The organism is Clostridium mediterraneense, from assembly GCF_900091705.1.
GTDB lineage: Bacteria > Bacillota > Clostridia > Clostridiales > Clostridiaceae > Sarcina > Sarcina mediterraneense.
The window spans coordinates 38,686-52,316 of the sequence record NZ_LT594782.1 but is presented as its reverse complement, the minus strand read 5'-3'; the positions used below and the strand labels follow the sequence as shown (position 1 = coordinate 52,316).

At 23.7% G+C, this 13,631-nt stretch carries 14 protein-coding genes; 6 read left to right on the top strand and 8 right to left on the bottom strand.

What is annotated here, in order from left to right:
* Positions 1 to 149 precede the first annotated feature (149 nt).
* Complete coding sequence (locus tag BN8917_RS00255; RefSeq protein WP_066868915.1) at positions 150 to 1,340, bottom strand: multidrug efflux MFS transporter; 1,191 nt, start codon at positions 1,338 to 1,340, stop codon at positions 150 to 152.
* 105 nt (positions 1,341 to 1,445) lie between these two features.
* Between BN8917_RS00255 and BN8917_RS00250 the strand changes: the two genes are divergently transcribed.
* From BN8917_RS00250 to BN8917_RS00230, 5 genes are all read left to right on the top strand, one after another.
* Positions 1,446 to 2,012, top strand: coding sequence for a TetR/AcrR family transcriptional regulator (locus tag BN8917_RS00250; protein WP_066868912.1), 567 nt, complete (start codon positions 1,446 to 1,448; stop codon positions 2,010 to 2,012).
* Positions 2,013 to 2,605: 593 nt separating this feature from the next.
* Positions 2,606 to 4,135 (top strand): polysaccharide deacetylase family protein, encoded by a 1,530-nt coding sequence (locus tag BN8917_RS00245; protein WP_066868909.1) that lies wholly within the window; start codon positions 2,606 to 2,608, stop codon positions 4,133 to 4,135.
* Between the two features lie 314 nt (positions 4,136 to 4,449).
* The gene (locus BN8917_RS00240) at positions 4,450 to 4,662 is read left to right on the top strand and encodes a hypothetical protein (RefSeq protein WP_066868907.1); all 213 of its coding nucleotides are present in this window, start codon (positions 4,450 to 4,452) and stop codon (positions 4,660 to 4,662) included.
* Between the two features lie 487 nt (positions 4,663 to 5,149).
* On the top strand, positions 5,150 to 5,950 hold the full coding sequence (locus tag BN8917_RS00235; protein ID WP_066868904.1) for a Cof-type HAD-IIB family hydrolase: 801 nt from the start codon (positions 5,150 to 5,152) through the stop codon (positions 5,948 to 5,950).
* The gene (locus BN8917_RS00230) at positions 5,947 to 6,738 is read left to right on the top strand and encodes an HAD family hydrolase (RefSeq protein ID WP_066868901.1); all 792 of its coding nucleotides are present in this window, start codon (positions 5,947 to 5,949) and stop codon (positions 6,736 to 6,738) included. Before BN8917_RS00235 ends, BN8917_RS00230 begins: the two co-directional genes overlap by 4 nt.
* Positions 6,739 to 7,304: 566 nt before the next feature.
* Here BN8917_RS00230 and BN8917_RS00225 read toward each other — a convergent pair.
* Positions 7,305 to 7,559: a phage holin family protein gene (locus tag BN8917_RS00225; protein WP_066868896.1), complete on the bottom strand. Its 255-nt coding sequence runs from the start codon at positions 7,557 to 7,559 to the stop codon at positions 7,305 to 7,307.
* 384 nt (positions 7,560 to 7,943) lie between these two features.
* Here BN8917_RS00225 and BN8917_RS00220 point away from each other — a divergent pair, with 384 nt between their 5' ends.
* Positions 7,944 to 8,831 (top strand): tyrosine-type recombinase/integrase, encoded by an 888-nt coding sequence (locus tag BN8917_RS00220; protein ID WP_084748391.1) that lies wholly within the window; start codon positions 7,944 to 7,946, stop codon positions 8,829 to 8,831.
* A gap of 295 nt (positions 8,832 to 9,126) precedes the next feature.
* On the opposite strand, the gene BN8917_RS14240 is transcribed toward BN8917_RS00220, so the two are convergent.
* The 6 genes from BN8917_RS14240 to BN8917_RS00195 all read right to left on the bottom strand — a co-directional run bounded on the left by BN8917_RS14240 (position 9,127) and on the right by BN8917_RS00195 (position 13,611).
* Entirely contained in the window at positions 9,127 to 9,285 is a 159-nt protein-coding gene (locus BN8917_RS14240; protein ID WP_159426709.1) for a hypothetical protein, read from the bottom strand.
* A gap of 80 nt (positions 9,286 to 9,365) precedes the next feature.
* Complete coding sequence (locus BN8917_RS00215; RefSeq protein ID WP_066868893.1) at positions 9,366 to 10,061, bottom strand: hypothetical protein; 696 nt, start codon at positions 10,059 to 10,061, stop codon at positions 9,366 to 9,368.
* 469 nt (positions 10,062 to 10,530) lie between these two features.
* Positions 10,531 to 10,887 carry a GntR family transcriptional regulator gene (locus BN8917_RS00210; protein WP_066868890.1) on the bottom strand — a complete coding sequence of 119 codons (357 nt, stop codon included), beginning with the start codon at positions 10,885 to 10,887 and terminating at the stop codon, positions 10,531 to 10,533.
* A 15-nt stretch (positions 10,888 to 10,902) separates the two neighbouring features.
* Positions 10,903 to 12,108 (bottom strand): hypothetical protein, encoded by a 1,206-nt coding sequence (locus tag BN8917_RS00205; RefSeq protein ID WP_066868887.1) that lies wholly within the window; start codon positions 12,106 to 12,108, stop codon positions 10,903 to 10,905.
* 14 nt (positions 12,109 to 12,122) lie between these two features.
* Positions 12,123 to 12,926, bottom strand: coding sequence for a hypothetical protein (locus BN8917_RS00200; protein WP_066868884.1), 804 nt, complete (start codon positions 12,924 to 12,926; stop codon positions 12,123 to 12,125).
* Positions 12,910 to 13,611, bottom strand: coding sequence for an ABC transporter ATP-binding protein (locus tag BN8917_RS00195; protein ID WP_066868881.1), 702 nt, complete (start codon positions 13,609 to 13,611; stop codon positions 12,910 to 12,912). The genes BN8917_RS00200 and BN8917_RS00195 overlap by 17 nt, the downstream gene beginning before the upstream one ends.
* Positions 13,612 to 13,631 lie beyond the last annotated feature (20 nt).

The window sequence follows — 13,631 nt, the reverse complement described above, 5'->3', positions numbered from 1 at the left end:
AGCAGTAAAAATATTTTAGTTATTAGTAACTTTTCCCTAAATAGTTTTATGATAAAAAAATGAAATAGTCTTAAGAGATAAATTAATATTATTAGATTAAAAAGTAAAGGTGGATAAGAGGACTTATCCACCTTTGTAATATTTGATTATTAATTTAGAAGAGGTCTTTTATAAACTTTGAAATAAACTAAAACTGCATTTAATAATAGTAATGCACTTGTAATAAAGAATATATATCTTATACCTAAATAAGCTGCAACTTGACCTCCTAAAATAGAACCACCAAATACTCCTAAATATCTAGCTGAAACACTAAAACCAAAGACTCTACCTGTAAGAGAACTTGGTGTAATTTTCTTTATAATTATATTAACTGATGGATTTAGTCCTGCTAGTGCTAAACCTAGTAAAAATCTAAGTATCATTAATTGCCATGGATTTTTTACAAATGCTTGAGGTATAAAGATTATACCTGCAACTATAAGAGAGTATAGCATAACTTTATGAGCCCCTATTTTATCAGAAATCTTTCCAAGCTTTGGAGCAGCAATTATATTTGCAAGCCCTGAAGCTGAAAATACTATTCCAGCTATTAAAGCAACATTAGTTATATTATTAGATAATTCACTTATATATACTGTTATTATTGGTTCTACAGAATATAATGCAATAGTTAATATGAAAGATGTTAAAAACATTATAATAGTTAAATTCTTATCTGGAAGAGAGCTCCACACTTCTTTCATATTAGGTATCTCTTTCTCCTCACGCTTAAATGATTCTTTTACAAATATAACTGTTGTAATAAATGCAATAAATAAAAGAGCACCTGTTATGAAAAATACATTTTGTGAACCAAAATTCTCTTGTATAAGCCCACCAATTGATGGCCCTAGTAAAGATCCAGCAATATTTGCTGTTGAAAGTACACCTAAAGCCCAACCAGCATTTTCATTATCTGTTTGAGTTGCAATTAAAGTAGTACAGGCTGTACTATAACCAGAAATAACACCTTGTAATAATCTAAGACCAATAAGTTCATATACATTTCTTGCAAATCCCATAGTAAATATTACTATTGCCATACCAAGACTTGCTCTTAAAAGCATAGGTTTTCTTCCAAATTTATCAGCAGCACGTCCCCAAATTGGTGAGAAAATGGCAGATATTATAAAAGTAACTCCAAAAGCTATTCCTGAGAGTTGTTCAATTAAAGATGTGTTTTCAATTCCAAGATGTTTTATGTAAATTGGCAGTATAGGGGCTATTTGACTCATTCCTATTCCTGTTACGAACATTCCAAACCAGCAGAATATTAAATTTCTTTTCCACATTTTCATTAGTATACACCTCACTTTATTTTATAATTATAAACTATAAATTATAGTTTGTAAAATATATTCTATTATGATAAAATACTTTATGAAGTTATAAGGAGTGATATAATGGCGAAAAAAAGGAATTTAACTAAGGAAAAAATTATTGAAGTTACTCTTTTATTAGCTGATGAAATTGGGCTTAGTAAAGTTAATTTTTCTAAGATTGCAGAAAAGTTAGATATAAAGTACCCATCACTATATAATCATTTTACTAATATGGATGATCTTAAAATAGCAATGACTATATACGTTTTAAATCAATTAAATATGAAACTAATGCAAGGATTAATTGGAAAAAGTGGTGAAGAAGCAATTAAAGTATTTGCTTATAACTATAGAGAGTTTGCATTTAAGAATAAGACTGCCTATGGACTTTTTATGAATGTTCCAAGTGCAGAAAACAAAGAGATAAAACGCTTAGTAAGTGAAACTATGGGGATTATTCGTCAGATTTTAGCTTTTTATATTAATGATGAAATATATTTATCTCATAAAAGTAGAGCATTAAGAAGCTCATTACATGGATTTATTTCATTATGTTCTCTTGGATATTTTCAAGGAAAAGCAGATTTAGAAGATAGTTTTCAATTTATGATAGATGATTTTATATTTTCTCTTTCTAATAAAAAATAAAATTTTAATAGCTTAGAAATAACATTATTTAGGAGCATATTTAAAACAGAAATTTATTCTGCTTTAAATATGCTCCTTTTGTTTAATTACAAATTAATTATTGTAGATACCCTATGATAATTTGTAAAAAATAAACTTTTTTTATTAAAATTATTTTTAATAAAAACTTATTTAACTATAAAAGATACATTTTTATTAAATATTAATTTTAATATTTAAATAAATTTTCTTTGTTTTTATTTTTATTTGTTTAAATATAATAATTTAATTATTATACAGTATATTATTATATAAAAATAATTTACAATTTAATTATTTTTATGAATAAATAGTTAAATAAGTAGTAGTTTTATACTAAAATCAATATCAAAATTAGATATAGTTATAAATAAATCTTATTTTCATTTATAACTATATTAGAATAAAAATCTAAATAATATTAAATTATTTAGTAAAAAGATATTTTAATATTAATTTAATTTAAAGTTGGATAATTTTTATTATTTAATAAAAATTATTAATTTGAAAAAGAGATTTTTAAATAGTAAATTTACCTTAACCAAAAATTTTATACTGAAAAGGTGGATTTATACATGATAAGAAAAACTTTATTAAAACTTATAGCATGTGGAGCTATAATATCCGCAGTTTTAGGAAGTACTACTTTAGCTAAAGCAGAGAATATTAATACTAAACATGCTGTTAATAAAATTCTTTTAAGTAACGTAGTTCAAAATGATGGGAACCAAGCAGTTGTAGTTAATACAACAGGTGCACCACTTGTTCTTTATTCTAATGATAATACAAGTTCTAAGATTTCTAGTTATATATCAGTAGGAGAAATGCTTACTATACAAAGTTCAACTAATGGATTTTATAAAGTAAAAATTCATGAAACAGGTGCAGTTGGATATATAGCTAAATCAAATCTTCAAAAGATTGAAAGTGGAGTAAATGCTTCATATACTTCTATCAATAAAAAAGGTATGATTATAAATGTAAGTTCAGCAGTTCATTTAAGACAAAATGCTACTATGAACTCAGCTATTTTAAATAATTTAGGAAATAAAACTAATATAAATATTTTAGGTAAACAAGGAGAATGGTATAAAGTAAGCTATAATGGAGTGGTAGGTTATATCTATGAAACATATGTAGCAACTTTAAATCAAAATATCTCAGGAATAGTAAATAGTAATAAAACAACTACTTCATCAAATAGTGTAAAGGGAACAACAAGTAATGTTACATCTAACCCAAAAGTAGTTGTACCTACTAAACCAACAGTTAATAAGACAGAATCACATAAAACTACACCTACTAAGAATACAGCTAATAAAGCAAATACAAATAGTAGTAATAAAACAACAGCTACATCAAGTAGTGCAAAAGGATCAAACAATGAAATAATTCCAAATGGAAATATAATTTATTCAGCAAAGAGTTATGCTGTTCCAGCAAATGAAGTAGCTCAAATGATAAATGGTACTTACAAAGGTGGCGGAAAGCAAATCTTCTTAACATTTGATGATGGCCCAAGTGCAGTTAATACACCAAAAGTACTTAATATACTTAAGAAATATGGAGTACATGCAACATTCTTTGTATTAGGTTCAAATCTTCAAACAAAGACAGAACAAAATCTTCTAAAAGAAGAAATAATGGATGGAAATGCTATAGGTGATCATTCATATAGCCACAATTATAGCAAGTTATACCCAGGAAATAAGGTTAATGTAACTGCATTTATGAATGAATTAAATAAAACTAATAGTATAATGAGAAGTATATTAGGTCCAAACTTTAATGCAAGAGTTATAAGAATGCCAGGTGGATATATGTCAAGAGCATACTACCATGATCAGAACTTACCAGCATTAAATAGTGAATTCAGAAAAGAAGGAATTACTTCAATAGATTGGAATGCTGAAACAGGAGACGCAACAGGAAAGGCTTACACACCATCTCAACTTGTAAATAATGCTATTAAGGAAACTAAGGGATATCACCATATAATTCTTCTTATGCATGACATCAAGGGAAATACAGTACAAGCTCTTCCAGAATTAATCCAATACTATAAATCACAAGGATATTCATTTGATGTAATATCAAATTCATAATATAAAAATAGCACTAGAGAATACTAGTGCTATTTTTATTATTCTATTATATTTAAATATTTATTAATTGAATTTTTATTAGTATTCTTTAAAAAACTTTCAAGAATATTAGAAAGTAATATCTTTTTAGGAGTTAAAGTAATACTACAGGATATTACTTTTATATATTTAATTCTAGATTTTTTATTGAGGTTTACTACCAAATAATTTAAATCTAAAATTCATTTTCATAATTTAATTTAATCTTATAATGACAAAATCAAATATTAATAAATATATTTATAATATATAAATATATTGGGGGCTTTAATAAAGTGAAAATAATTTTAGAAAGAAAGTTTTTCACAATGGAAAGTTTATTATCTGGTTTGGATGAGTATTTTTTAAAACAAAATAAAAGATTTAGAATTATAGCTAAGGGATCTAGTCCAATAATAAGTATTGATGATACTTACTATAAGGTCTTTATAGGAAATGGAGATGCTGTATTTTTAGGATGTAAAGAAGTATTATTAAAGAAGGTATAGATATTTTAAAACTAAAAAAATAATTAAAAACATAGAATTAAATGATAGTATACTTTAAAAATTCAAAGAATATATAAGAAGAGGATAAATTTAAATTTATCCTCTTCTTATATATTCTTTATAAAAAAGTCTTAATATTTAGTAGTAATTAATTATTTTATAGATTATTAAGATAATATTCCAATTTAATACTTTTATATTATCTATAAATAGGAAAAATGCCTATATTACTATATTTATAAGCTATAATAGAGTATTTTATTTATTGTTAATTATTAACTAAGTCTTAAACCTATAAATTTATGATATTAATTATTTAATTGAATATTTTATTTAAAAATAAGAATAAGTACTCATTAATTGTGAATTTTATATCCATTAATAATATTTTTAATATGAGAATGATAATTAATATCAATTTACGAAAAGAATAACATGATATAAAATCAAAACATAATTTATACAGATCTTTAAAGGAGATATACAAATGATAAAATTAATAGCAACAGATATGGACAACTCACTATTAGGTGAAGGATATATATTAGATGAATCATTTTTTGATATATTTGAAAAATTAAAAGAAAAAAATATAAAATTACTTGCTGCTAGTGGTAGACAAGGTGCAAGTATGATGGAAACATTTAAACATGAAAAAGATAATATTATATTTGTATACGAAAATGGAAGTTGTGCTTCATTAAATGGAGAAGTTCTTTACAAGAGTGTTATCGATAATGAAATAGTACAAGAATTTATAAGAATTGGTAGAGAAAATAATTTAGATATATTATTAGGTGCAAAAGATACAGCTTATATAGAATCAAGAAATCCAGCATTTATAGATAAAGCAAGTAACTTCTTTGCGAATTTAGAAATAGTTGATGATTTAACAAAAGTTGATGATGAAATAATAAAATGTAATGTATGTGATTTAGATGGAATATGGGATCATTTTCACAATATAATTGAACCTAACTTCGGAGATAAATTACAATTAGCAACATCAATGGGATTCTGGATACATTTAGTTAATAAAGGAATAACAAAAGGTTATGCTGTAAAGATGATCCAAGAAAAATTAGGAATCAAAGGTTCAGAAATGATGACTTTTGGTGATGATGATGGTGATATAGAAATGATAGAATTAGCTGATGAATATGCATTTGCTATGGAAAATGCTAGAGATGAAATCAAAGCACATGCTAAACATATAGCACCAGCTTATAATAAAAATGGAGTATTAGAAACTATTAAGAAGATTATTATAGATGGAGAAACATTATGATAAAACTTATAGCAGCAGATATGGATGGAACATTATTAAATGAAAATGAGTTAGTTCCAGAAGAATTTTTCGAAGTATTTGAAGAGTTAGATAGAAGAGGAATAAAATTTACTGCAGCTAGTGGTAGACAAAAAGCTAATCAATATAAAATGTTAAATCCTATTGTAGATAGAATAGGAATAATCTTTGAAAATGGTAGCTGTGGCGAATTTATGGGAGAATCTTTTTATAAAACAGAGATAGATGAATATATTGTTAATTCAGTAATAGATATCGCTAGAAAGGACAAGCTTAATCTAGTTATATCAACTGAAGATATGGCATATTTAGAAGGTAATAATGAAGAATTTAATAATACTGTTATTAGATTTTATGAAAATGTATCTATAATAGATGATTTAAAAGAGATAAAAGAACCAGTTATAAGTATGACTATAGCTAAATTAGATGGTACAATTTCAGCTTTATATGAAAGTTTTCAAGAAAAATATAAAAATGATTTAAGTATGACAACATCTATGAACCTATGGTTACATATGTTAAATAAGGATGCTGATAAAGGTAAAGCTATAAAGAAATTACAAGAAAAGCTTAATATTTCTGAAGAAGAAACTATGGTTTTTGGTGATGGTTTAAATGATTTAGAATTACTTAAATCAGCAAAGTATAGCTTTGCTATGGATAATGCATCTGATTATGTTAAAAACCATGCAAATTATGTAGCCCCATCTAATAAAGAAAATGGAGTTGTTAAGATTATAAAACAATATATATTAGATAAAAAATAGTCTATATTTATTAGATTATTTTTTAAAAGACCTTCTTTATTGAAGGTCTTTTTATATTTTATTAAATTAATTTTTATTCAAATAATATATATAATATATAAATTTCAAACTTAAGAATTAATAAACTAAAAAAATAAGGGTATAGTTAAAATAAATTTTAACTATATCCTTATTAATACTTTCCCGTAATATGGAGTCACTGGGATTAAACGAAAATCTATAAAAATACAACAATTAGTTGCACAATCAAACAAAAGACAGAACAATAATCATACAATTAACTAGATATCATTGCCCTGGAATTTCATTTTATCATATCAATTATATTAAAGCAATTTACTATATATATTATATTATTAAATTTTAAGCTACTTTTATATCTATAAAGTTACTGATTATATATTAAATATAATATTTTATTAAAAATACATTATATTTTTCAATATATGATAATGATACTCAATATCATATATAAAATAAATTTATATTAAAATATAATTATATAGTATAAAATAAGCTATAACTTCTTTAGTAAAATTAAAAAGCCAAATTAAGGACTTCTTAATTTATCTTTTAGAGACAGTTTGTTTATAAAGCTGATTAATTCCTACAGATCCAAAGCTACATATTATACCTTGTAAAATAGATGTAGCACTAAAGCCACAAATAATTACACTAAATATAATTCCAATAACTAATAATATCCAAGGTATCATCCAATCCTGGACTTTAGGTGTTTTCTTTAAGATAGTTCCTATAACGTAGAGAGCAGCTACTAATATTAATAATTGATGTGGAATGAAGTTTGTTAAATCTTCCATAAATTAAATCCCCCCTATTTATTCTAATTTAATTTATGATATTAGATAACATATGATTCCTAATTAATCTAAAAATATTTTATGTTAAAAATTTCTCTATTTTAAATAAAAGATTACTTACTAATTTTTAAAAAGAACTTCTCCCCTAAATGGTCACTATAGAAAATCTTAAAGTTATTCGCATTTTAACTAAAATGCGAATAACTTTAAGAAAAATGGCTTATTATAATGCTTTATAGATATTTTTTTAATAATTATATTTTTAATATAATTATTAAAAGCGAATAACTTTGACAAATACGAATAAGTTTAATATAATAAAACTAATAATAAATATACATAATTTAGTAAATTAATATAATCTACAGAAGGGATCTTAGGTACATGAATAATTCAGATATAATAAAAGTATTAGAAAGTGATTTCTTAGAAATAGAAGAAAAATTTAAAATTCTAGAATCTAGAGCTGTAAATATAGATAATACCTTAATTTCTGCCATATTGGATTCTGATATTGCTTTAGATTTACAAATGAGTTTAATCAGGTATATCAAGGAATATAAGGATTTTAAAATTCAAAATTTTCTTAAAAACGATAGTGGGAATTTAGTAAAAAAAACTAAGATAAAAAATGAAAAAACTACAGTTAATAATAAAACTAAAACTAGAGATGATATAGCAAAAGAATTAAATGAGAGTAAGGCGACAAGACCTTTAACTGAAGAAGAATTTAATAAAATAATTTCAATATTAAAATTTGGAGTTAAATATAAAGATAAAAGAGGGGCGAGTAGAAGGATTGAACCTAATTTACAAGTTGCTTTAATACTTAGTGTGCAAGCAACTATAGGATTTAGAATAAATGATATTTTAAGAATGAAACTTAAAGATATCAGAGGAAACAAACTAGCTTTTATAGAACAAAAAACCAAAAAGCTTCAATATAGAAAGGTTAATATTAATTTTATAGAAGCTCTCCAAGACTATGCTATAAATAATAATCTTGGTCTTGATGATTATCTTTTTAATACAACTGCCAGAAATATTCAAATGAGATTAAAAAAAGTTACTGAATATTTAGGGTATAACTATATAGGTACTCATAGTTTTAGAAAGTTTTATGCTGTAAATGCTTATAGAGCAAGTAATAATAATCTTGAAATGGTAAGAAATCTTCTAAATCATTCAAGTGTTTCAGTTACTCAAAGATATATTAATGTAGATCAAGATAAAATAGATGAGTATAGTGCTAGTGTTAATTTTGTTAGATAATCTTTTATTATATAGGAAAACTTATTTTTATTTTCCTTATTTCACAATATTCCACTATAATTTTACCTGAAAATTAAATATTTTACAAATGATGTGTTAGTTAATTCAAAATTAAAATTTTAATACAATAATGTAATCTTTCAGAAATATCTTTTAGTATAAGGTTTCATTATTAAAGGGTATAATTAAATTAATCACTTATGATGACTTGTTACGGTTATCTAAACTAAAATTTCAAATACATAAAAATAAAAAGAACTCCTAAGGATTAGCCACTTTAGAAGTTCTTTTTATTTTAATAATCAAATTGTCTATTTTTAGATTTCAAATAATTCTCAAGTTTTTTCTTAGAATTTTTTGATTTACTAAGCTTTTTATTTAATCTGGCTTTTTCAGCTACTTTATCTATATAATCTTGCTCTAATCTTTCGCCATCTCTTCTTATTCCGTACAATTTTAATTACATCTCCTCATGATTTTATAAAATCTATTATAAATTATATCATAAGAAATTTGCTTAGTATAATAATTTTACTATTTTCTTGTAACGTATATATTAAAGTAATTTATATCTGCTGGTGTAGTAGGCATTTTTGCTTTTACAATTATTTTACCAGGTGTACTACTATCAACTTGATTTCCAGTAAACATTACACCATTTATATTAACACCTGTTACTTTTAGGTTTGTATTTAATCCTTTTGGCACATTTATAATAGTTGAATCAGCAGTTTGTTCTATTTTATAACTAGTTGAGAATGCTATTTGAACTCCCCCCATTGTAACATGAACATCATTAGTTTTTGGCATTGATATATTTACAATTATTAAACCATTTGCATTAGGTGTAAATACAAGATCTTCTATATCTTGTAATGAATAACGTACTCCATCATAAGTAATTGATGTTATTGTTGCATCAGCTGGTATTTTTACATATTTACTTAAATCCCCAAGAACTTGATGTCCAGTTCCTTTTGCAACTCCTGAAGATATTAATATTCCTGATTCATTTATTACATAAATACTTTGTTGACCTTCTGCTGTTGCTTGATCTTTTTGTGATTTTACTTGTGTATTATTTTGTACTACTTGTACACTATTAGTAGCTTGTTGGTGTTGTGCTAATAATACAGTATTATCTACTTTAGGATGAGTTGCAAGTCCCTTAGCTGCTAATGGTGCACTCATAATTAATGCTGCGATAAATCCTAATTTTACTTTGTTCATATAAATCACTCCTACTTTAATATAAAAAATAAAAGATTCAATATAACTAAATACTTTATTTTTTATATATTTTATTTATTTTTTTATTATATTTAGTATCTTGGCCTTACCATAAAATACTAATTTATATTATGTTTAAATTATAACTACTCTAAAAAAAAAATACAAAATAAGTGATTATAGAACTTGCTAAATTTTGCTATACTAAATAATAAATTTATGTAATTATTTCCTATAAAAATATTAGATTTCGTTATTATAAGTTAATTTATATAATATATCCATATTTTTTAACTAAAATATAATACTTTTGAAATAATTTAGTATAACCTCTAAAAAAATTTACATAATAAGTATTAAATTTAGCAACTTTAATAAAATAAAACTAGAATATAATATTAAAACAAATAAAAAAATGCTATCTTAATAATCAAAGATAGCATTTTTATTATTTAATATTCTCTATTATTTAATATTTTTCATTTATTATATCAATAACCTCTTCCTTAGAAAAATTTAAAGATTTCATTGATTCTAAAAATTTATTTATAGATTCATCAATAAGTTCTGATCTAATAGTATTTAATATTTCTTTATCATTTGTTATCTTACTTGGAAAATTTCTTACTGTTTCTATCAAACCAATCCCCTCCATTTCTCTATAAGCTCTTTGTACAGTATTTGGATTTACTCTTAAACTTTCTGCAAGCTCTCTTCTTGAAGGGATTTCATCACCAGCTTGTAAAGTACCAGTAACTATTGCAGTTTTAATATGTCTTATTATTTGAATATAAATAGGTTCTCTATCATTGACCTCAAAGAACATAAATTAATCCCTCCTTTATTTTTTCATAGATATAGTTTCAACAAGATATGGATCATTTTCAAATCGTCCAGTATATAAGGATTTGTTAGTATTTAAATCTAAAACTTCTACTACTGTATTGGAATCATATATATATTCATTATCACTTTTTCTTACTCCTTTAATTAATATAGCTTTATCATTTTTTAATATAATATCCTTTATATAACTTTCTTTACCTTTAGTATCTAAGATATCAAATTTTAAATTTTTATATTCTTTAAAGGAATTATTCTTTATATTATATCTATATAGATTTAAAGTTTTATTATTATTTTCATTTGCAAAATAAATTTCATTACTTACTCTTCCTATATTGAAATTTATATTTTCAACTTTATTTTCTAAGTTAAATTTATTTACTACTTCTAACTTATTAATATTATTAATATCGCCTTTTATAATTTCAACAATATCTTGCTCTTTATCTTTATTATTAAGCTTAAGGTAATAAAAATTTTTATTATTAACTACTATAGGAGTTTCTATCATATTATTACGTTTTTTATCTTCAACAGATATATCGTACTTTAAGGTATTAAGATCTAATGTTATTATACCGAATTTATAAATTTGATCCTCCTTTTTTTCTTCTCTTCCACTAATATCTAATCCTATAATTAATTTATCATTATCTTTTTTTATAAATTTTGTATCTGTATAATAAATATTAGCCATTCCTTTTATATTAAACTTCATACTAATATCTCTTATATTCTTATTTTTATCTTGGAATTTTCCTTTCATCTCTAAATTATAATCCATATTAATAGAATTATAATCATTTGTATTACTTCCTATATATAATAAACTATTATCATCAAAAACTTCTAACTTACTATCTGAATCTACGCTAAACAACCATGTGCTAATACTTTTAAAAAACTTTTTATTTTCTTTAATAAAGTCTTCTGATGGTCTTTTATTAGCTAACTCAGCTACTATATTTTTCAAAAAATTATCTATCCTTATTCCATCTTTAGATATTTCCGTAGTATAATTTCTAAAAAGTATATCTGAATTAAACGTTAACTTAGTATCACCTAAGGCATCTAAATTCCCTTTTATTGTAGTATACTTGTTATTAGTTTCAGTTTTTCTATCCTTATTTATAAGCTCCATCCCTATTCCCATAATAGAAATTATTGCTAGTACTGAAACTATTATTCTCTTTTTATTCATAGTACATCCCCCTTTTAAACATGAACCTTTTTATTCAATAAATAATTAGCTACTATAAATGATCCAATAAAATAAATAATAGTCTCTACAAAATATACTGTTATAAATTGATTAGTAAATAAGTTTAACCATATAGGTAATAAAAAGAAAATAGCTGTTAAAATTAATTCTATAATAAGTATAAGAATAGTTCCTAATATAGGCTTTAATCTATTTATAAATACTATATTAAATACAAATATTATAGCTATAGTTACAAATATAAATATTAATTTTATAATATCTAAATCATTAATAAAAGTAAAATATATACTTCTATCAATTAATGAAGCTTCTATATTATAATTTATATTAGATAATATAAGTCTATCTATATATTTAAATAAATATATTAATCCAAAATTTATTATAAAGAAGAAATAACAAACTATATATTTAGAAGCTATTAACTTCCATCTTTCAACAGGTAACATTAATAAAGTATAAATAGTTCTATTGTTTCCAAACCATTCTTTAAACCATATATAAAATGAAAATATTACTAAAAGTAAAATAATACCTCCTAGGAATATTAATTCCTTCATTTCAAAGAAATTAGTTATTGAAGTAAATAAATTATATTCTATATCCTTTTTGCTATATCTTTGCTCTACAAAATACTTTAAAGCTGAATTAGTACTAAAAAACTTAAAAATTGTTACTCCAATACTAAGAGCTATTAATGAAATAGTAGCTATGACTCCAACTTTAAATGTATTATCTATTTCATATCCAATAAGGTTTAAAAGACTATTTTTCTTTTTAGCTATAGATTTCATTTTTATAAACCTCCCTCATTTTATCTACAATTGAAAGACCTTCTTCTTCTTTAAGCTCCTGAGCATTAAATTTACTTATAAGTTTTCCATCACTTATTAAAATCACATCATCGGCTAAGTTTTCAATTTCTTTTATTTCATGTGTTGTTAGAAGAACTGCCATATCTTCAGTCATATATTTAAGCATTGAGCTTATAAATACTTCTCTTGTAAATATATCTATTCCTGAGAAAGGTTCATCAAGTAAAAGATATTTAGGATTTTGTGCAAAACCTAATATAAGTTTTACTCTTGCTATATTTCCTTTTGATAAACTTGAAATTTTACTATCTATATCAAGTTTAAAATCCTTTAGCATTTCATAAGCTTTTTCCATGTCCCAATTTATATAGAAAGTATCCATATATTTAAATGCTTCTTTAATTGTCATATATGCATAGTGAGTTTGTATATCTGGAACAAGCGCTATTTTATTATAGGATTTTGCTCCAACCTTTTCACCATCTACAAATATTTCACCCTTATTAAGTTTTACAAGTCCCATTATAGCTTTTAATGTAGTTGATTTACCTACCCCATTTAAGCCTAGTAAAACTGTTATTTTCCCTTCATCAATATTTACTGTAAGTCCATCTAAAGCTCTAATTTTTTTATATACCTTTACAGCATCTTTAATTTCAATCACTTACTTCACCCCTTATAATA

What these genes read in the sequence shown, in the direction of transcription:
- BN8917_RS00255 (WP_066868915.1), bottom strand. Translation starts at nt 1,340, where the DNA reads ATGAAAATGTGGAAAAGAAATTTAATATTCTGCTGGTTTGGAATGTTC.
- BN8917_RS00250 (WP_066868912.1), top strand. Translation starts at nt 1,446, where the DNA reads ATGGCGAAAAAAAGGAATTTAACTAAGGAAAAAATTATTGAAGTTACT.
- BN8917_RS00245 (WP_066868909.1), top strand. Translation starts at nt 2,606, where the DNA reads ATGATAAGAAAAACTTTATTAAAACTTATAGCATGTGGAGCTATAATA.
- BN8917_RS00235 (WP_066868904.1), top strand. Translation starts at nt 5,150, where the DNA reads ATGATAAAATTAATAGCAACAGATATGGACAACTCACTATTAGGTGAA.
- BN8917_RS00230 (WP_066868901.1), top strand. Translation starts at nt 5,947, where the DNA reads ATGATAAAACTTATAGCAGCAGATATGGATGGAACATTATTAAATGAA.
- BN8917_RS00225 (WP_066868896.1), bottom strand. Translation starts at nt 7,559, where the DNA reads ATGGAAGATTTAACAAACTTCATTCCACATCAATTATTAATATTAGTA.
- BN8917_RS00220 (WP_084748391.1), top strand. Translation starts at nt 7,944, where the DNA reads ATGAATAATTCAGATATAATAAAAGTATTAGAAAGTGATTTCTTAGAA.
- BN8917_RS00215 (WP_066868893.1), bottom strand. Translation starts at nt 10,061, where the DNA reads ATGAACAAAGTAAAATTAGGATTTATCGCAGCATTAATTATGAGTGCA.
- BN8917_RS00210 (WP_066868890.1), bottom strand. Translation starts at nt 10,887, where the DNA reads ATGTTCTTTGAGGTCAATGATAGAGAACCTATTTATATTCAAATAATA.
- BN8917_RS00205 (WP_066868887.1), bottom strand. Translation starts at nt 12,108, where the DNA reads ATGAATAAAAAGAGAATAATAGTTTCAGTACTAGCAATAATTTCTATT.
- BN8917_RS00200 (WP_066868884.1), bottom strand. Translation starts at nt 12,926, where the DNA reads ATGAAATCTATAGCTAAAAAGAAAAATAGTCTTTTAAACCTTATTGGA.